An 18,526-nucleotide genomic window follows, 5' to 3' on the forward strand; every position below is an offset into this window, starting at 1 on the left:
AACCCCACATGATGTGGGGTTCTCTCGCTGGTGTCCGAGGGGGGACTTGAACCCCCACGCCCGATAAAGGGCACTAGCACCTCAAGCTAGCGCGTCTGCCATTCCGCCACCCGGACAAGGTGTCTGTCTCGCGGCCCTGGGCCGTTCCGACGTGGAAAACATTACCAAACATTCCGGGGTCCTCGATCACACCCCCCTCCGGGGCCCGGCAGCCCCCGGCGGCCGGGGAACGCCCTTGGGGTCGGCGGCCCGAAGCGGGAGGATGGGGAGGCAGTCGGCACCGATCAGTGGGAGGAAGCAGCGTGAGCGATTCGAGCGCGGGCAGGACCGTCTCCGGCGAGGACGAGGTCGTCGACCTCTGCCGGGACCTCATCCGGATCGACACCAGCAACTACGGGGACCACTCCGGCCCGGGCGAGCGCAAGGCCGCCGAGTGGGTCGCCGAGAAGCTCGCCGAGGTCGGGCTGGAGCCGCAGATCTTCGAGTCCCACAAGGGGCGCGCGTCGACCGTCGCCCGGATCGAGGGGGAGGACCCCTCGCGCCCGGCGCTGCTGATCCACGGGCACACCGACGTGGTGCCGGCGAACGCGGCCGACTGGACGTACGACCCCTTCGCGGGCGAGATCGCCGACGGCTGCGTGTGGGGCCGCGGCGCCGTCGACATGAAGGACATGGACGCGATGACGCTGGCCGTCGTACGCGACCGGCTGCGCAGCGGGCGCAAGCCACCCCGGGACATCGTGCTGGCCTTCCTCGCCGACGAGGAGGCGGGCGGCATCTACGGCGCCCGGCACCTGGTGGACAAGCACCCGGAGCTGTTCGACGGGGTCACCGAGGCGATCGGCGAGGTGGGCGGCTTCTCGTTCACCGTCAACGAGAACCTGCGGCTCTACCTGGTGGAGACGGCCCAGAAGGGCATGCACTGGATGCGGCTCACGGTGGAGGGCACCGCGGGCCACGGCTCGATGACGAACAACGACAACGCCATCACGGAACTCTGCGAGGCCGTGGGCCGGCTCGGCCGCCACCAGTGGCCGGTGCGCGTGACCAAGACCGTCCGGTCCTTCCTGGACGAGCTCTCGGACGGCCTGGGCACCCCCCTCGACCCGGACGACATGGATGCGACGCTCGCCAAGCTCGGCGGCATCGCCAAGATGGTCGGCGCGACCCTGAGGAACTCGGCCGCCCCGACGATGCTGGGCGCCGGCTACAAGGTCAACGTCATCCCCGGCCAGGCCACCGCGCACGTGGACGGGCGCTTCCTGCCCGGTTACGAGGACGAGTTCTTCGCCGACCTCGACCGGATCCTCGGTCCGCGGGTGAAGCGCGAGGACGTGCACGGGGACAAGGCCCTGGAGACGGACTTCGACGGGAGGCTCGTGGACGCCATGCAGGGCGCCCTCAAGGCGGAGGACCCGATCGCGCGCGCCGTTCCGTACATGCTCTCGGGCGGCACGGACGCCAAGTCCTTCGACGACCTGGGCATCCGCTGCTTCGGTTTCGCGCCGCTGCAGCTGCCACCGGAGCTCGACTTCGCCGGGATGTTCCACGGGGTGGACGAGCGGGTGCCGGTGGACGGCCTCAAGTTCGGCGTGCGGGTGCTCGACCGATTCATCGACAACTGCTGAGATTCGGGAAGGTGTGCGCATTCCACTGAGAAGAGTGAATGCGCTCATACGCTCGTAGCCCTGGTGATCCTTCCTCGTTACAGGTGGTGCGGTCCGCGGCTGGGACCGCATTGCCAACTAGGAGGAACAATGCTCAAGAAGGTTGTCGCTGCTGCGGCCGCCACCGGTGGTCTGGTTCTCGCAGGTGCGGGCATCGCCGCCGCCGACGCGGACGCCTCGGGTGTGGCCGCCGGCTCCCCCGGTGTCCTGTCCGGCAACGTCGTCCAGGTTCCGATCCACATCCCGATCAACGTGTGCGGTAACACGGTGAACGTGGTCGGCCTGCTGAACCCGGCCTTCGGCAACGTCTGCGTCAACCACTGACGTACCTGAAGTCTTCGGCCCCGGAGCGCACTCCAGCGCTCCGGGGCTGCCGGGCTTTGGGGCCCGGTTCTTACACAGCAGGGGGATCACACACATGCGACGACACGCAGCCGGCACCACCAGGAAGACCCTGATCACCATGGCGGCCGCAGGAGGTGTTCTCGCGCTGGGCGGAGGGTACGCACACGCGGATTCCGGCGCCTCCGGCCATGCCGCGAACTCCCCGGGCGTGCTGTCCGGGAACAACGTGCAGGCTCCGGTGGACGCGCCGGTGAACGTCTGCGGCAATTCGGTCACGGTGGTGGGAGGCCTGAACCCGGCCTTCGGGAACCGCTGTTCGAACGGCTCCCACGGCCCGGACCGCACGGACCACCCGGGCAATCCGGGTACCCCCGGTCACCCGGGTACTCCCGGTCACCCGGGTACTCCCGGTCACCCCGGTACTCCCGGTCACCCGGGTACTCCCGGTCACCCCGACACTCCCGGGCACCCGGGTCAGCCGGGCGGGCCCGACGGGCCGGACGAGCCGTGCGACGAGGACCACCCGGGCAACCCGGGCACGCCGGGTCACCCCGAACACCCCGGCAACCCGGAGCACCCCGGCCGGCCCGGCACCCCGGGCCACCCCGGCGGCGGGCAGCACCCCGGCCATCCGGGCACCCCCGGCCAGCCGGGTACTCCGGGTCAGCCGGGTACTCCGGGCACCCCCGGCCAGCCGGGTACTCCCGGCGGGCCCGGTACGCCGGCTACCCCCGCCTCCCCCGGCCAGGGGCCCGGCACGGGGTCCGGGATCGCGCCCGGGCAGCGCGCGGGTCTTGCCGCGACCGGTGCCGGTGACACCCTCGGCGTGGCCGTCCCGCTCGCCGGCGGCTTGCTGCTGGCCGGAGCCGTGCTCTACCGCCGGTCCCGCAACGCGGCCTGACGGACTGTCAGGACAAGTGTCCCCGTACGGCACGTCCGTACGGGGACCGCGTCACCAGGTCGCCCGGACCTGGCGGATGATCCGGCGGCGCAGTCGCACGCGGCGGCTGCCGTCCCGGTGCAGGGTCAGGCGGTCGAGCTCCCAGTTCCCGTACTCGGCATGGTCGGTCAACAGGCGGGTCGCCTCCTTGCGAGGGACGCCGCGGGGCACGTACACGTCGACAAATTCGTATTCCGGCATCGCATCTATTGTGCGGGCACACGCCTGCTACGGATAGCGTCTGCACTATGTCTGATGCCGCTCTGCCCACTGTTGCCGAGGTACGCGCCGCCGCCGAGGCGGTCAAGGCCGCGCTCGACCGTCACCTCGCCGCGGTCGAGAGCAGGATCGGGGACGAGGACCCGGCCGTCTACGCCGCATTCAACGAACTCGCCGCAGCCGCCGAGGAGTACGACGAACTCCTCTACGACCGGTACGACGAGGTCACCCCGTTCGAGATCCCGACGCCCGAGGACGGAGTCCCGTACACCGGCCCCGCCGAGCCCACCGCCTTCAGCGTGCTCATCCGCCGCGACTACGCCGTCGTGGAACCGCAGAGACTGGTCGCCCAGGCCCAGCGGGTGGCTGCGCACGACCGGGACGCCGAGCCCGTGGAGGACTCGGCGGGCGCGCTGGGCGTGCTCTTCGGGGAGTACGAGCCGGACGAGATCGCCTCCCGCTACAAGGAGTTCGGCCTGGAGGAAGGGGATTCCACCCTCTGGATCGCCGCCGCCGAGGACGTCCCGGAACCGGGGGAGTGGCTGGGCTCGCCCTTCGGCGACATCGACCAGGAGGACGTGCTGCACCGCTTCGACATCAGCTCCGTCTTCGACGACGAAGAAGTCGACGAGCACGAGGTGGACGACGAGGAAGAGGACGACGAGGCGACGGAGCTTCCGGGGCTGGCCCCGGCCTGATCCGCCCCGGCCTGAGCGCCCCCGCTGCCGGTCCTGCGGCCCCGTCCCCTCGCGGGACGGGGCCGCAGGCGCGCTACTCCGGCTGCTCCTGCGCCGCCACGAGGGCCCGCAGCAGACCCGTCAGCCGGGTCGTACGCGGCTTCGGCAGCTCCTGCGCGACGGCGTGCGCCAGTGCCTGGTCGACGCCGTGCACCACGGACAGGTGTCGCTCGGCCCGGCCGAACGCGGTGTACACCCAGTCCCGCGACAGGGCCTGGGCCGCGTCACCGGGCAGGACGACGACCACCGCCGGCCAGCGCGCGCCGACGGCCTGGTGCGCCGTCACCGCCCAGCCGTGCCGCACCTGCGACTCCACCTGCTCCCTCGGTACGAGGATCCGCCCGCCCGCGGCGTCCAGGTGGAGCCCCTCCGCGTCGGCCGAGACCACCGTCGCCGGCACGGCCCGCCCGGGCGAGGGCACCTGCACGACCCGGTCGCCGGGGTCGAAACCGCCGAACCGGCCGGGGCCGGGGTTCAGCCGTTCCTTGAGGGCCGCGTTCAGGGCGCGGGTGCCCGCCGAGCCGCCGTGGCCCGGTGTGATCACCTGGACGGCCTCCGCCGGGATCCCGAAGGCGCGTGGCACCGACTCGGCCACGAGCTGCACCGTGCGGTGCACCGCTTCCCCGGCGTCGCGCACGGGCACGATGACGACCTCCTTGCCGGGGGCGTCGACCTGGTTCAGCTCACCGATCCCGATCCCGGAGACGAGCTCCCCGAGGGGGCCGGGGTCGGGGGTGCGGGAGACCGGCTGCGGGAAGGCGCGGGCCGCCAGCACATCGGCGAACACCCGGCCCGGTCCGGCGGATCCCAGGACGCCCGGGTCCCCGGACAGCACCAGGCGGGCCCCGTCGGGCACGGACTCGACGAGCGCGGCCGCGGTCTCCACGTCCAGCTGCGGCGCGTCCAGCACGACGAGCAGGTCCAGTGCGAACTGCCCGTCGGCGTCCCGGCCGGGCCCCTGCGACCCGGCGAGCAGATCCGCCACGGTGACGGACCCGGGCGCGGGCGCGTGCGCGGCGAGGCAGACGCGCAGGCCCAGCTCCCGGGCGGCCGCCACCAGGGCCAGCGGCTCGGCGCGGGCGGCCTCGCCTCCGGTGTGGGTGACCAGGCCGTGGGCGGCGACGGCTCGGATCAGCTCGGCGCCCGGGCCGGTGGCGGCCTCGTCCCAGTCGGCGGGGGCGTCGAAGGTGTTGGCGAGCCGGGCCAGGCCGTCGGCCAGGCTCTCCTCGGCCAGGGCGTATCCCTCAAGGCCCACGAGGATCCGTACGGGCGCTTCCTCACCCTCTGCGGGCGGCGGGCCGAGCGGTTCGTGGAAGACCAGCACCGCGCCGTCGCCGATGGCCTCCTCCAGGGCGTGGTCGGGGTCCGGCACGCCGTACTGGGCGAGGGCCGACCGCAGCACCGGCGCCTCCAGGGCGGTGTGCCCCTTGAGCGCGGCCTGCTCCAGGAGCCAGCCCACAAGGGCGGCGGCGCGCCGCTCGTCCCCGGGCCCGGCCTCGGGGCCGAGGAGGGCGCGGGCGAAGCCGTCGGCCTGCGTGGGGCGGATGCCGGCGAGCGCGAGGAGCCGCCAGGGGTTCTCGGTGAGCTGCTCGGCGGCGTCCTCGCCGAGGGCGGTGGCAGCGGGTCCGGCCAGGGCCTCCGGGGCGCCGCCCCGGGCGAGCACGCTGCGCACGCCCTCGACGGCCGCGGGGCTCGCCGGGGGAGCGGGCCTGGACGGCGCGGGGGGAGCCACCGGGGCGGCGGGGGCGGCCGGGGCCGGCTTGCGGGGTGCGGTCGGGGCCTCGTCGAAGTAGCGCGGGGCCGGCTTCTCGCCGCTCTCCACGGCCCGTACGGCGGCCAGCAGGTCGGCGGCCTTGCCGCTGAGCTTGCCGCCCGCGTCGACCGGGGCCTGCCGCTCCGCCTTGCGCCGGGCGATGCGCTCCCGCTCGATCTTCTGCGCGGCCAGTTCGGCCTCGGCCTCGCTGAGCACCGGTGCCGCGGCCGGGTCCTCCGCGCCTGTGTCCGACCCTGCGGGGCCTTCCCCCACCCCGCCCCTTCCCGAAACCGGGGGCTCCGCCCCCGGCCCCCCGCTTCCGTCCTCGCCGTGCCCGGCGGAGCCCGCGCCTTCGGCCCCCGGGCGGCCCGCTGCCCCGTCCGGGGCCTCGGCCCCCGTGTCCCCGGCTCCGCCGCGCACGGGCTCGTCCCCGTCCCCGGCTTCGCCGTGTGCGGGCTCGGCTTCGCCCGCCGCTTCGTCGTGCGCGGGTTCGGCCTGGGCCCCGGCTTCGCCCGTCAAGGACTCGGCCCCGTCCTCGGCTCCGTCATGTGCGGGCTCGGCTCCCGCGTGCGCGGGCTCCGCCTCGGGCCCCGCTTGGGCGGACGACGGGGCGGGGTCGGGCTGCGGGTCGGGTGCGGCCGCGGGTTCGCCGTGCGGGGCCTTGTGGCCGGCCGCGGCGTCGGGGGCCGGTTGGTCCGCGGCAGCGGCGTGGCGGTCCGTACTCACAGCGTGCTCCAGTCCTGATCGGGATAGCGGTGCACGGGCGCCGACACATCGTCCAGCGCCCGGCAGATCTCCTCCGGAAGACTAAGGGCCTCCACCGACAGAGCCGCCCCGAGCTGCGCGGACGTCCGCGCACCGACGATCGGCGCGACCACCCCCGGCCGGTCTCTGACCCACGCCAGGGCGACCTGCAGGGGGGTCACCGCGAGGCCGTGGGCCGCCGTGGCCACCGCGTCCACGATCCGGCTCGCCGCATCGTCCAGGTACGGGTCCACGAAGCCGCCCATCGCGGCCGAGGCGCCGCGGGAGTCCGCCGGGATGCCGTCCCGGTACTTGCCCGTCAGCACCCCGCGGCCCAGCGGCGAGGAGGGGAGCAGGCCGACACCCAGGTCCAGGGCGGCCGGGAGGACCTCCCGTTCCACGCCCCGCTGGAGGAGGGAGTACTCCATCTGGGTCGAGGCGAGCCGCGTCCGCACCCCCGGCGCCGCCAGTTGCCAGGTCGCCGCCTTCGCCAGCTGCCAGCCGCTGAAGCCGGACACGCCCGCGTACCGGGCCCGGCCGCTGCTCACCGCCAGGTCCAGCGCCTGGAGGGTCTCCTCCAGCGGGGTCGACGGGTCGAAGGCGTGGACCTGCCACAGGTCCACGTGGTCCGTGCCCAGCCGCGCCAGGGAGTCGTCGAGCGCGGCCAGCAGATGGCCGCGCGAACCGTCGAAGCGCCGCTCGGGATCCGGCACGCTGCCCGCCTTGGTCGCGATGACCAGGTCCCGGCGGGGCACGAGCCCGCCGATGAGCTGCCCGAGGATGTACTCCGCCTCCCCGCCCCCGTACACGTCGGCGGTGTCGACGAGCGTCCCGCCCGCCTCCCAGAACGTCTTCAACTGCTCTGCCGCGCCCGACTCGTCCGGTCCCTCCGCGGACCGGCCCCAGGTCAGGGTGCCGAGGCCGAGCCGGGACACGCGCAGTCCGGTGCGGCCGAGATGCCTCTGCTCCATGAACGCTGAGACTACTGGGGCACTGCCGCCCCGGAGCCGGGCACGCTACAGTCCCGGCACACGAACGTTACTGATCGGTAAACCGGTAAGGGGACGACACATGCGGCTCGGCATCAATCTCGGCTACTGGGGCGCTGGCATGGACGCCGACAACCTGGCCGTCGCCCAGGAGGCCGACCGCCTCGGCTATGACGTCTGCTGGGCCGCCGAGGCCTACGGCTCGGACGCCCCCACGGTGCTGGCCTGGGTCGCGGCCCAGACCGAGCGCATCGACGTCGGCTCGGCGATCATGCAGATCCCGGCCCGCCAGCCCGCGATGACGGCCATGACGGCCGCCACCCTGGACTCGCTCACCAAGGGCCGCTTCCGGCTCGGCCTCGGCGTCTCCGGCCCCCAGGTCTCGGAGGGCTGGTACGGCGTGAAGTTCGACAGGCCGCTCGCCCGGACGCGGGAGTACGTGGAGATCGTCCGCAAGGCGATGACCCGTGAGCGGCTGACCTACGAGGGCGAGCACTGGACCCTCCCGCTGCCCGGCGGCCCCGGCAAGCCGATCAAGCTCACCGTGCACCCGGAGCGCGAGCACATCCCGCTCTACATCGCCGCCATCGGCCCGAAGAACCTGGAGCAGACCGGCGAGATCGCCGACGGCGCCCTGCTGATCTTCCCGGCCGCCGAGCACCTGGAGGCCACCGCCCTCACCCACATCCGGGCCGGCCGCGAGAAGGCCGGGCTGACGATGGACGGCTTCGACGTGTGCCCGACGGTGCCGCTGGCCGTCGGCGAGGACGTCGGCGCCCTGGCCGACATGTTCCGCCCGTACACCGCCCTGTACGTCGGCGGCATGGGCAGCCGGAAGCAGAACTTCTACAACCAGCTCGCCCAGCGCATGGGCTACGAGAAGGAAGCCGCCGAGATCCAGGACAAGTACCTGGCGGGCGACAAGACGGGCGCCGCCGCGGCCGTCCCGCATGCGCTGATCGACTCCACCACCCTGCTCGGCTCCGTCGAGCGGATCGCGGACGGCATGCGGGCCTACGCCGAGGCCGGGGTCACCACGCTCACGCTCGCCCCGGCCGGCTTCACCCTGGAGGAGCGGATCACCGCCCTGCGCACCGGATCCGAAGCCCTGGAGCGCGCCGGCCTCGCCTGACCGCCGGCCCGGGCCGACGCGCGGTCTCCGGCCGACCGCCGAGCAGGGCCGGCGCGTGGGCGGGAAGCCTGCGGCCGTGGTGGGGGCTCGGGGGTCTTCCCCGCCACGGCCGACACCCCGCACAACGCGTGCGGGGCCCGCCGGGTTACGCCCCGGGCCCCGTCCGCCGTACTCGCTCATTCGGCCGAGCGGCCCCGCCATCCGGTTGCCCGCTCCCGGAATCGGCCCTTGACTCGATGCATGCTCTCTGCCCGCAGCCTGTTCCAGGAGATCGTCGACCACGACGACTCCTTCCAGCTCTTCTGCTCCATCGCCGCCAGCGGGGAGTCACAGGGTGGCTGGGAGAACGCCAGGATCGCGGCCCTGGTGCCCGACAGCATGCGCGACCTCGCGCCCAAGATCACCCGGCACGGAGCCGACGAGGACAAACACGGCCGGATCTTCCGGGCCCTGCTGCGCAAGAGGGGCCTGCCGGCCGTCCCCGTACCGCCCGAGACCGACTACACCATGCTGCTGGAGCGGCGCGGCATCGGCCTCACGCACGAGAAGCTGCGCCGCGACGAGCCGCTGACCGAGGAGGACATCGTCGTCTACCTCGCGCACAGCCGGGTCACGGAACAGCGCGCCGCCGACCAGATGACCATGCTCGTGAAGCACTTCGGGGACCACCCCGAGGTCGGCAGGGCCATCCGCAAGATCAGCCACGACGAGGACAACCACCTCTCCTACTGCCACGAGGAGTTGCTCCGCCTCGCCCGCGAGGGACACGGGCGGACCATCCACCGGGTGCTGCGCGAGAGCGCCCTCGTCGAGATCGTCGTCTACCGCGACGTCAGCCTCGCCGTCATGGACCACATGGGCCGGCTGCTGCACTGGCCCGCGGCCAAGTCCGCCGCCCTGGCCACCGGCATCCGCGGGACGTACGCGTACGAGCGGTTCGCCGGCTGGCACCGGATGATCAGCCTGCGCCTGCCGGAGCGGCTGGGCGCCCTGGACGGCGCCCCCACCGGCGTTCCCGGACTCGCCTGAGCGGGATTCGCCCCTCGCAGCCATCCCGGGCGGGAGCGGCGCTCAGAGCCAGCCGCGGCTCTTGAACAGCCGGTACAGGCCCAGGCACGCCACGGCCATCACCACCAGCACCCCCGGATACCCCCAGGCGTGCCGGAGCTCCGGCATGTGGTCGAAGTTCATCCCGTAGATCCCCGCCACCATCGTCGGGACCGCCGCTATGGCCGCCCAGGCCGAGATCTTGCGCATGTCGTCGTTCTGCCGGACGCCCATCTGCGCCAGGTGCGCGGCCAGCGCGTCGGAGAGCAGCCGGTCCAGGCCCTCGATGTACTCGTTGGCCTTGGTGAGGTGGTCGGCGACGTCGCGGAAGAACGGCAGCGCGTGCTCGTGCACGAACGGCACGTTCCCGAAGGCCAGCCGGTCCATCGGCTGGAGCAGGGGGCTCGTCGCCCTGCGGAACTCCAGTACCTGCCGCTTGAAGCCGTAGATCCGGGCGGCGGTGTTCTTGGTGTCCGTCGCGTGCGGGGCGAAGACCTCCGCCTCCAGCTCCTCCAGGTCCGCCTGGAGCTCGGCCGCCACCTCGATGTAGTGGTCGACCACCGCGTCCGACACCGCGTACAGCACCGCCGTCGGGCCGTGCCGCAGCACCTCCGGCTCCTGCTCCAGCCGGTGGCGTACGGCGGCCAGCGCCGCCCCTTCGCCGTGCCGGACCGTGACCACGAAGGAGTCGCCGATGAAGACCATCAGCTCGCCGGTGGTCACCGTGGCCGCGTCGTCGTCGTACACCACCGGCTTCAGGACGACGAACAGCGAGTCGTCGTACACCTCCAGCTTGGGGCGCTGATGCGCGGTCAGCGCGTCCTCGACGGCCAGCTTGTGCAGCCCGAACTCGCGGCTGACGTGCTCGAACTCCTCCTCCGTCGGCTCGTGCATGCCGACCCAGAGGAAGGCGTCACCGGTCGCCCGCGCCTCGTCGAGGGCGTCCGAGAAGTCCCCGGGCGCAGGGGAGCGGCGGCCGTCCCGGTACATCGCGCAGTCGACAATCACGCCGGGCATTCTCCCCTGTCCGCGCCCAGCCCGCACAACGGCACCAGCGCTTAGGCTTGCGCCATGGCCACGCTGATCCTCGTACGACACGGGCGGTCCACCGCCAACACCGCAGGGCTGCTCGCCGGATGGACCCCCGGGGTGGCGCTCGACGAGCGCGGCGCCGAGCAGGCCGCCGCACTGCCCGGACGGCTCGCCGAGGTGCCGATCGCCGCCGCAGTCACCAGCCCGCTGCAGCGCTGCCGGGAGACCCTGGCCCCGCTGCTCGCCGCCCGGCCGGAGCTGGCGCTGCACACCGACGAGCGGATCGGCGAGTGCCACTACGGCGACTGGTCGAACCGCAAACTCTCCGAACTCTCCGACGAACCCCTGATGAAGATCGTCCAGCAGCACCCCTCGGCCGCCGCGTTCCCGGGTGGCGAGTCGATGCGCGCCATGCAGGCGCGCGCCGTGGACGCCGTACGGGAGTGGAACGCGCGGGTCGAGGAGCAGCACGGCAGCGACGCCGTCTTCCTGATGTGCTCGCACGGGGACATCATCAAGTCCCTTGTCGCGGACGCCCTCGGCATGCACCTGGACCTCTTCCAGCGCATCCACGTGGACCCCTGCTCGGTCACCGCCGTCCGCTACACGCCGACCCGGCCGTTCCTGCTCCGCCTCGGCGACACGGGGGACTTCGGCTCGCTCACCCCGCGGCCCGCACCCGCGCCGGACGCCGCTGCCGCCGACACCGCCACGTTCGAGAGCGCGACCGAGGACGGCGGGAACGCGGTCGTGGGAGGCGGCGCGGGCGCGGCCTGATCGAACGGCGCAGTAGGGTGGATGGGCCTACACAACCCGCCGCCGAGACTTGGAGACTGGACGTGCCCCGTCAGGTGTTCCTCTACGACCCGCCGGACCGCTTCGTGGCCGGCACGGTCGGTCTGCCGGGACGCCGTACGTTCTTCTTGCAGGCCTCCTCCGGCCCCCGCGTCACGAGCGTCTCCCTGGAGAAGACCCAGGTCGCCGCGCTGGCCGAGCGGATGGACGAGCTGCTGGACGAGGTCGTACGGCGCACCGGCGGCAACGCGCCGGTCCCCGCCGTCGCCCCCGCCGAGGCCACCGACACCGCGCCGCTGGACGTCCCGGTCGACGAGGAGTTCCGCGTCGGCACCATGGCCCTCGCCTGGGACGGCGAGGAGCAGCGGATGATCGTGGAGGCGCAGGCCCTCGTCGAGCTGGAGGTCGACTCGGAGGAGGATCTCGCCGAGGCGGAGGAGCGGCTGCTCCAAGACGAGGAGAACGGCCCGCCGATGCTGCGGGTCCGCCTCACCGGCGCGCAGGCCCGCGCCTTCGCCAAGCGGGCCCTCGACGTGGTCAACGCCGGCCGCCCGCCGTGCCCGCTGTGCAGCCTGCCGCTGGACCCCGAGGGCCACGTGTGCCCCCGGCAGAACGGCTACCGGCGCCAGGTGTGACCGCGACGGGGGAACGCGAGGAGCTGCTCACCAAGGGTGAGCTCACGGTCGTCGGACGCATTCGCGAGGCGTCCAACGCCGTGCTGCTGTGCACGGTGGCGTACGAGGGCGTGAGCACCGACTGCGTCTACAAACCGGTCAAGGGCGAGCGCCCGCTGTGGGACTTCCCCGACGGCAGCCTCGCCCAGCGCGAGGTCGCCGCCTACCTGGTCTCCGAGGCCACCGGCTGGGGCCTGGTGCCCCCCACCGTGCTGCGCGACGGGCCGTACGGGGAGGGCATGGTCCAGCAGTGGATCGAGGCGGGGCAGGCCCCCGGGGCGGAACTGCTCGCACTGGTGGAGGGCGAGGAGGCCGGTGAGGGCTGGAAGACGGTCGCCCTCGCAGAGGTGGGGGACGGCCGCACGGCCCTGCTCGTGCACGCCGACGACCTGCGGCTGCGCAGGCTCGCCGTACTCGACGCCGTGATCAACAACGGCGACCGCAAGGGCGGCCACCTGCTGCCCGCCGCCGACGGCCGGCTCTACGCCATCGACCACGGGGTGACCTTCCACACGGAGGACAAACTGCGGACCCTGCTGTGGGGCTGGGCGGGCGAACCGCTCACGGACGAGGCGCGCGAGGTGCTGGGCTCCCTGCGCTCCCGGCTCGCCGAGGGGGAACCGCTCGCCACCCGGATGGCCCAACTCATCACGCCGGTCGAGCTGGCCGCCGTACGGGCGCGGGTGGAGCGGCTGCTGCTCACCGGAGTGCATCCGCAGCCCTCCGGGCAGTGGCCGTCGATCCCCTGGCCGCCGGTCTGATCCGGCCACGGCCGGGACGCACAGAACCGGCCAGACCGCAAGAGTGCCGATCAAGCCAACAGTGCAGGTCCGGTTCGTTTCCGGAACACGCGTCCGGTTAGGCTCGACACATGCATGCCTGGCCCGCTTCTGAGGTCCCCGCCCTGCCCGGCAAGGGCCGCGACCTCCAGATCCACGACACCGCGACCCAGGGGACGATCACCCTCGACCCCGGTCCCGTCGCCCGTATCTACGTCTGCGGCATCACCCCGTACGACGCGACCCACATCGGTCACGCGGCGACCTACAACGCGTTCGACCTCGTACAGCGCGTGTGGCTCGACACCAAGCGCCAGGTCCACTACGTCCAGAACGTCACGGACGTGGACGATCCGCTGCTGGAGCGGGCGCAGCGCGACGGCCACGACTGGACCGCGCTCGCCGAACGCGAGACGGCCCTGTTCCGCGAGGACATGACCGCCCTGCGGATCCTGCCCCCGCAGCACTACATCGGCGCGGTCGAGGCCATACCGGGCATCGTGCCGCTGGTGGAGCGGCTGCGGGACGCGGGAGCGGCGTACGAGCTGGACGGCGACGTCTACTTCTCGGTGGAGTCCGACCCCCACTTCGGCGCGGTCTCCCGCCTCGACGCCGAGGCGATGCGGCTGCTGTCGGCCGAGCGCGGCGGCGACCCGGAGCGCCCGGGCAAGAAGAACCCGCTGGACCCGATGCTGTGGATGGCCGCCCGCCCGGGCGAGCCGAGCTGGGACGGCGGCACGCTGGGCCGTGGCCGGCCCGGCTGGCACATCGAGTGCGTCGCCATTGCCCTCGACCACCTCGGCATGGGCTTCGACATCCAGGGCGGCGGCTCCGACCTGGCCTTCCCGCACCACGAGATGGGCGCCTCGCACGCCCAGGTCCTGACGGGCGAGTACCCGATGGCCAAGGCGTACGTCCACGCGGGCATGGTCGCCCTGCACGGCCAGAAGATGTCGAAGTCGAAGGGCAACCTGGTCTTCGTCTCGGCGCTGCGCAGGGCCGGGGTCGACCCGGCGGCCATCCGCCTCGCGCTGCTCGCCCACCATTACCGGGCCGACTGGGAATGGACCGACTCCGTGCTGGAGGAGGCGGTGGCCCGCCTGGACCGCTGGCGCGCGGCCGTGTCCCGGCCCGACGGCCTCCCGGCCGACGCCCTGGTCGAGGAGGTCCGGGCGGCGCTGTCGAACGACCTGGACGCCCCGGCGGCGCTCGCGGCCGTGGACCGCTGGGTCGAGCAGCAGCTCGCCTCCGGCGGCGAGGACGAATCCGCCCCGGGCCTGGTCTCCCGCACGGTCGACGCCCTGCTGGGCGTGGCCCTCTAGCGCCTTCCGCCCGCTGCACCGATGCCCCCGCGGCCCCTTCTTCGGGCCCGGGGGCATCGGCGTGCCGTCCTGCTGCGTCCTACTGCTCGGGGGTGTCGTCCTCGTCCGGGGCGGCGGGCTCTTCCCCGGAGGGGTCCGGCTTGCGCTTCGGAGGGCGCGTCAGACCGCTCGCCGTGTCCCGCAGGTACGAGCCGTCGCCGGCTTCCGCGGCCGGGTCGCGCCGGCGCAAGTACCGTTCGAACTCCCGGGCGATGGCGTCCCCGGAAGCCTCCGGAAGGTCGGCCGTGTCCCGCGCCTCCTCCAGCGTCTGGACGTACTCCGCCACCTCGCTGTCCTCGGCGGCGAGTTGGTCCACGCCCAACTGCCACGCCCGTGCGTCCTCCGGCAGTTCGCCCAGCGGGATCCTGAGGTCGATCAGATCCTCCAGCCGGTTCAGGAGGGCCAGCGTCGCCTTCGGGTTCGGCGGCTGCGAGACGTAGTGGGGGACCGCCGCCCACAGCGACACCGCCGGGACACCCGCATGCGTACAGGCCTCCTGGAGGATGCCCACGATGCCCGTCGGGCCCTCGTACTTGGTCTCCTCCAGGTCCATGGTCCGCGCCAGGTCCGGATCCGAGGTCACCCCGCTCACCGGCACCGGCCGGGTGTGCGGCGTGTCGCCCAGCAGCGCCCCCAGGATCACCACCATCTCCACGCCCAGCTCGTGCGCGAAGCCCAGGATCTCGTTGCAGAACGACCGCCACCGCATGGAGGGTTCGATGCCCCGTACGAGCACGAGGTCACGCGGCTTGGAGCCGCCGATCCGGACCACCGACAGGCGCGTCGTCGGCCACGTGATCTTCCGTACCCCGTTGTCCAGCCACACCGTCGGCCGGTTGACCTGGAAGTCGTAGTAGTCCTCGGCGTCCAGCGCAGCGAAGACCTCTCCCTTCCATTCCCGGTCCAGGTGCGCGACCGCACCGGAGGCCGCGTCACCCGCGTCGTTCCAGCCCTCGAACGCGGCCACCATGACCGGGTCGATCAGCTCGGGCACGCCCTCAAGCTCGATCACCCAGGTCTCCTTCCGAAGTTCCCTTGTGTACGTGGCTCAGCCTAATCCTTGTGGGGACACCAGCCACAGCCCACGACAGAGGGGCGGTTCCCCCGGAACCGCCCCTCTTCCCCACCTGCGGGAGAGCTATGCCTTACGGCTCAGCATCTCTTCGACCCGGGCCCGCACGGAGGCGTCGTCCAGGCCGCGGACCACCACCGTCGTCCGGCGGCGCAGCACGTCGTCGACCGTCTCGGCCCACTCGTTGTCCCGGGCGTACGCGACCTGCGCCCAGATCTCCGGCCCGTCCGGGTGGATCCGCTCGGCCAGCGCCGGGTCCTCGTTCGCCAGGCGCGCGATGTCGAAGGCGAGGGAGCCGTAGTGCGAGGCCAGGTGGCGCGCGGTCAGCGGGTCCATCCGGGTGCCCGGCTCGCGGTCCACCAGCAGTCGGTGCGCCACCGCGTTCGGGTTGGCGACACCGGGCAGCGGCACCCGGCGTACCAGCGACTTCACCGGCTCCATGTCCTCGGTCAGCGGGCTGCCCGGGAGCTTGGCGAGCTTGTCCATGACCACGCGGCCGATGTGGCGGTACGTCGTCCACTTGCCGCCGGCCACCGACAGCATGCCGCCGGCGCCCTCGGAGACGACCGTCTCCCGCTTGGCCTTCTCGACCCCGCCGGGACCGCCGGGCAGCACCCGCAGGCCCGCGAAGGCGTACGTCATCAGCGAACGGTCGAGGTCGGGGTCCTTGATGGAGAACGCGGCCTCGTCCAGGATCTGCTGGATGTCCTTCTCGGTGGCGCGCACGTCCGCCGGGTCGCCCTCGTAGACCTCGTCGGTGGTGCCGAGCAGGAGCTGGTCCTCCCACGGCAGGGCGAAGGTGATGCGGTACTTGTCGATCGGGGTGGCCATGGCGGCCTTCCAGGGCGACTTGCGCTTCATGACGATGTGCGCGCCCTTGGACAGGCGGATCGACGGCATGCAGTGCTTGTCTTCCATGCGCCGCAGGTGGTCCACCCACGGGCCGGTGGCGTTGAGCACGACGCGCGCGTCCACCCCGAACTCGGTGCCGTCCAGGCGGTCCTTGAGCTCGGCTCCGCTGACCCGGCCGCGCGTGGTGCGCAGTCCGGTGACCTCGGCGTGGTTGAGGACGACGGCACCCGACTCGACGGCCGCGCGGACCGTCATGACGGCGACGCGGGAGTCGTTCATCTGGTGGTCGTAGTAGACCGCGACGGCCTTCAGGTTGTCCGTCTTCAGGCCGGGGTTGTCGGCGACGGCACGGGCCGGGGATATGACCTTGCCCATGCCGTCGCCGAAGGCCGAGAGGGCGGAGTAGGCGAAGACGCCCGCGCCCAGCTTGGCCGCACCCACCGGACCGCCCTTGTAGACCGGCAGGTAGAAGGTGAGCGGGTTGACCAGGTGCGGGGCCACGTCCTTGGCCAGCACCCGCCGCTCGTGGTGGTTCTCGGCGACCAGCTTGACCGCGCCGGTCTGCAGGTAGCGCAGGCCGCCGTGGACCAGCTTGGAAGAGGCCGAGGAGGTGGCGCCGGCGAAGTCGCCGGCGTCCACCATGGCAACCCGCAGACCCGACTGCGCGGCGTGCCAGGCCACCGAGGTGCCCAGGATTCCACCGCCGATGACCAGCAGGTCGTACGTGGCCTTCGCCAGCTGCTCACGGGTCTCGGCACGGCTCGCGTTCGAGCCGGCGGTCGGGTGCGAACCCAGTGCGGGAACGCTCTGCAGGGTGCTCATATCTTTTAGCTCCTCGTCGATTGACTCAGCTGAATGCGGTCAGCTGGCGTCTTCGTCGTCGATCCAGCCCATGGACCGCTCGACGGCCTTGAGCCAGTTCTTGTACTCGCGGTCCCGCTGCTCTGCGGGCATCCGCGGGGTCCACTCCGCCGCGCGGCGCCAGTTGGCGCGCAGGGCGTCGGTGTCGGGCCAGAAGCCGACGGCCAGGCCGGCGGCGTAGGCGGCGCCGAGGCAGGTGGTCTCGGCGACCATCGGGCGCACCACGGGGGCGTCCAGGAAGTCCGAGAGGGTCTGCATCAGCAGGTTGTTGGAGGTCATGCCGCCGTCGACCTTGAGGGCCGTGAGCTCGACGCCCGAGTCCTTGGTCATGGCGTCGGTGATCTCGCGGGTCTGCCAGGCGGTGGCCTCCAGCACGGCACGGGCGATGTGCGCCTTGGTGACGTACCGGGTCAGGCCGGCGATCACACCGCGGGCGTCGGAGCGCCAGTACGGGGCGAACAGGCCGGAGAAGGCGGGCACGAAGTAGGCGCCGCCGTTGTCCTCGACGGAGGAGGCCAGCGTCTCGATCTCGGCCGCGGACTTGATCAGGCCCATCTGGTCGCGCATCCACTGGACGAGCGAGCCGGTGACGGCGATGGAGCCCTCCAGGGCGTAGACCGGCTTCTCGTCGCCGATCTGGTAGCCGACCGTGGTCAGCAGCCCGCTGTAGGAGTTGATGATCTTGTCGCCGGTGTTCATCAGCATGAACGTGCCGGTGCCGTACGTGGACTTCGCCTCGCCCTCGGAGAAGCAGGTCTGGCCGAACAGGGCGGCCTGCTGGTCACCGAGCGCCGAGGCGACCGGGACACCGGCGAGCACGCCTTCCTTGACGTGGCCGTAGACCTCGGCGGAGGACCGGATCTCGGGGAGGACGTTGAGCGGGACCTCCATGGACTCGGCGATGCGCTCGTCCCACTCCCGCGTGTGGAGGTTCATCAGCATGGTGCGCGAGGCGTTGGTGACGTCGGTGACGTGCACACCGCCCTGGACGCCGCCGGTCAGGTTCCAGATGACCCAGGAGTCCATGGTTCCGAAGAGGATGTCGCCGGCCTCGGCCCGCTCGCGCAGGCCCTCGACGTTGTCGAGCAGCCAGCGGACCTTCGGACCCGCGAAGTAGCTCGCCAGCGGCAGGCCGGTCTCGCGGCGGAAGCGGTCCTGGCCGACGTTGCGGCCGAGCTCCTTGCACAGGGTGTCGGTGCGGGTGTCCTGCCAGACCAGCGCGTTGTGCACCGGCTCGCCGGTGTTCTTGTCCCACAGGAGCGTGGTCTCGCGCTGGTTGGTGATGCCGACGGCCTTGACGTCGGCCGCGGTGATCTCGGCCTTGGCGATGGCCCCGGCGACGACCTCCTGGACGTTGGTCCAGATCTCGGTGGCGTCGTGCTCGACCCAGCCCGGCTTCGGGAAGATCTGCTCGTGCTCCTTCTGGTCGACGGCGACGATGCGGCCGTCGCGGTCGAAGACGATGCAGCGGGAGGACGTGGTGCCCTGGTCGATCGCGGCGATGAAGGGGCCGGTGCTGCTGGTCAT

At 72.5% G+C, this 18,526-nt stretch carries 17 protein-coding genes and 1 tRNA gene; 10 read left to right on the top strand and 8 right to left on the bottom strand.

The window, feature by feature from the left end:
• Window positions 1–28: 28 nt before the first annotated feature.
• Window positions 29–116, bottom strand: a tRNA-Leu gene (locus tag AB0B01_RS10305).
• 186 nt (window positions 117–302) lie between these two features.
• Here AB0B01_RS10305 and AB0B01_RS10310 point away from each other — a divergent pair.
• The 3 genes from AB0B01_RS10310 to AB0B01_RS10320 all read left to right on the top strand — a co-directional run bounded on the left by AB0B01_RS10310 (window position 303) and on the right by AB0B01_RS10320 (window position 2,913).
• Window positions 303–1,628 (top strand): M20/M25/M40 family metallo-hydrolase, encoded by a 1,326-nt coding sequence (locus tag AB0B01_RS10310; protein ID WP_361715286.1) that lies wholly within the window; start codon window positions 303–305, stop codon window positions 1,626–1,628.
• A 129-nt stretch (window positions 1,629–1,757) separates the two neighbouring features.
• Window positions 1,758–1,991, top strand: a complete 234-nt coding sequence (locus AB0B01_RS10315) for a chaplin (protein ID WP_361715289.1) — start codon at window positions 1,758–1,760, stop codon at window positions 1,989–1,991.
• Window positions 1,992–2,085: 94 nt separating this feature from the next.
• The gene (locus AB0B01_RS10320; RefSeq protein ID WP_361715292.1) at window positions 2,086–2,913 is read left to right on the top strand and encodes a chaplin; all 828 of its coding nucleotides are present in this window, start codon (window positions 2,086–2,088) and stop codon (window positions 2,911–2,913) included.
• A 51-nt stretch (window positions 2,914–2,964) separates the two neighbouring features.
• Here the strand turns inward: AB0B01_RS10320 and AB0B01_RS10325 are convergent, their stop codons facing one another.
• Complete coding sequence (locus AB0B01_RS10325) at window positions 2,965–3,153, bottom strand: DUF5703 family protein (protein WP_031146791.1); 189 nt, start codon at window positions 3,151–3,153, stop codon at window positions 2,965–2,967.
• Window positions 3,154–3,200: 47 nt separating this feature from the next.
• Here AB0B01_RS10325 and AB0B01_RS10330 point away from each other — a divergent pair, with 47 nt between their 5' ends.
• Complete coding sequence (locus AB0B01_RS10330; RefSeq protein ID WP_361715295.1) at window positions 3,201–3,869, top strand: hypothetical protein; 669 nt, start codon at window positions 3,201–3,203, stop codon at window positions 3,867–3,869.
• Between the two features lie 73 nt (window positions 3,870–3,942).
• Here the strand turns inward: AB0B01_RS10330 and AB0B01_RS10335 are convergent, their stop codons facing one another.
• Together AB0B01_RS10335 and AB0B01_RS10340 are read right to left on the bottom strand one after the other, a co-directional pair.
• Window positions 3,943–6,387, bottom strand: coding sequence for a helix-hairpin-helix domain-containing protein (locus AB0B01_RS10335; RefSeq protein ID WP_361715298.1), 2,445 nt, complete (start codon window positions 6,385–6,387; stop codon window positions 3,943–3,945).
• Complete coding sequence (locus AB0B01_RS10340; protein ID WP_361715301.1) at window positions 6,384–7,376, bottom strand: aldo/keto reductase; 993 nt, start codon at window positions 7,374–7,376, stop codon at window positions 6,384–6,386. The genes AB0B01_RS10335 and AB0B01_RS10340 overlap by 4 nt, the downstream gene beginning before the upstream one ends.
• A 100-nt stretch (window positions 7,377–7,476) precedes the next feature.
• Between AB0B01_RS10340 and AB0B01_RS10345 the strand changes: the two genes are divergently transcribed.
• Together AB0B01_RS10345 and AB0B01_RS10350 are read left to right on the top strand one after the other, a co-directional pair.
• Entirely contained in the window at window positions 7,477–8,526 is a 1,050-nt protein-coding gene (locus tag AB0B01_RS10345) for an LLM class F420-dependent oxidoreductase (RefSeq protein ID WP_361715304.1), read from the top strand.
• Between the two features lie 240 nt (window positions 8,527–8,766).
• On the top strand, window positions 8,767–9,555 hold the full coding sequence (locus tag AB0B01_RS10350; RefSeq protein ID WP_361715307.1) for a ferritin-like domain-containing protein: 789 nt from the start codon (window positions 8,767–8,769) through the stop codon (window positions 9,553–9,555).
• Between the two features lie 42 nt (window positions 9,556–9,597).
• On the opposite strand, the gene corA is transcribed toward AB0B01_RS10350, so the two are convergent.
• Window positions 9,598–10,590: a magnesium/cobalt transporter CorA gene (gene corA, locus AB0B01_RS10355; RefSeq protein WP_361715310.1), complete on the bottom strand. Its 993-nt coding sequence runs from the start codon at window positions 10,588–10,590 to the stop codon at window positions 9,598–9,600.
• Window positions 10,591–10,644: 54 nt separating this feature from the next.
• Between corA and AB0B01_RS10360 the strand changes: the two genes are divergently transcribed.
• The 4 genes from AB0B01_RS10360 (at window position 10,645) to mshC (ending at window position 14,175) form a co-directional block, all read left to right on the top strand.
• Window positions 10,645–11,382 (top strand): histidine phosphatase family protein, encoded by a 738-nt coding sequence (locus AB0B01_RS10360; protein ID WP_361715313.1) that lies wholly within the window; start codon window positions 10,645–10,647, stop codon window positions 11,380–11,382.
• A 62-nt stretch (window positions 11,383–11,444) separates the two neighbouring features.
• Complete coding sequence (locus AB0B01_RS10365) at window positions 11,445–12,035, top strand: DUF3090 domain-containing protein (RefSeq protein ID WP_356849691.1); 591 nt, start codon at window positions 11,445–11,447, stop codon at window positions 12,033–12,035.
• A complete protein-coding gene (locus tag AB0B01_RS10370; protein WP_361715317.1) occupies window positions 11,999–12,835 on the top strand; it encodes an SCO1664 family protein in 837 nt (278 codons plus the stop codon). The genes AB0B01_RS10365 and AB0B01_RS10370 overlap by 37 nt, the downstream gene beginning before the upstream one ends.
• Before the next feature lie 110 nt (window positions 12,836–12,945).
• Window positions 12,946–14,175, top strand: coding sequence for a cysteine--1-D-myo-inosityl 2-amino-2-deoxy-alpha-D-glucopyranoside ligase (gene mshC / locus AB0B01_RS10375; protein WP_361715320.1), 1,230 nt, complete (start codon window positions 12,946–12,948; stop codon window positions 14,173–14,175).
• A gap of 79 nt (window positions 14,176–14,254) precedes the next feature.
• On the opposite strand, the gene AB0B01_RS10380 is transcribed toward mshC, so the two are convergent.
• From AB0B01_RS10380 to glpK, 3 genes are all read right to left on the bottom strand, one after another.
• Entirely contained in the window at window positions 14,255–15,226 is a 972-nt protein-coding gene (locus AB0B01_RS10380) for a PAC2 family protein (RefSeq protein ID WP_361715323.1), read from the bottom strand.
• Between the two features lie 126 nt (window positions 15,227–15,352).
• Window positions 15,353–16,960 (bottom strand): glycerol-3-phosphate dehydrogenase/oxidase, encoded by a 1,608-nt coding sequence (locus tag AB0B01_RS10385; RefSeq protein WP_361715326.1) that lies wholly within the window; start codon window positions 16,958–16,960, stop codon window positions 15,353–15,355.
• Window positions 16,961–16,999: 39 nt separating this feature from the next.
• Window positions 17,000–18,526 (bottom strand): glycerol kinase GlpK, encoded by a 1,527-nt coding sequence (gene glpK, locus AB0B01_RS10390; protein WP_361715329.1) that lies wholly within the window; start codon window positions 18,524–18,526, stop codon window positions 17,000–17,002.

Source organism: Streptomyces sp. NPDC044571 (genome assembly GCF_040647115.1).
Classification (GTDB): Bacteria; Actinomycetota; Actinomycetes; order Streptomycetales; family Streptomycetaceae; genus Streptomyces.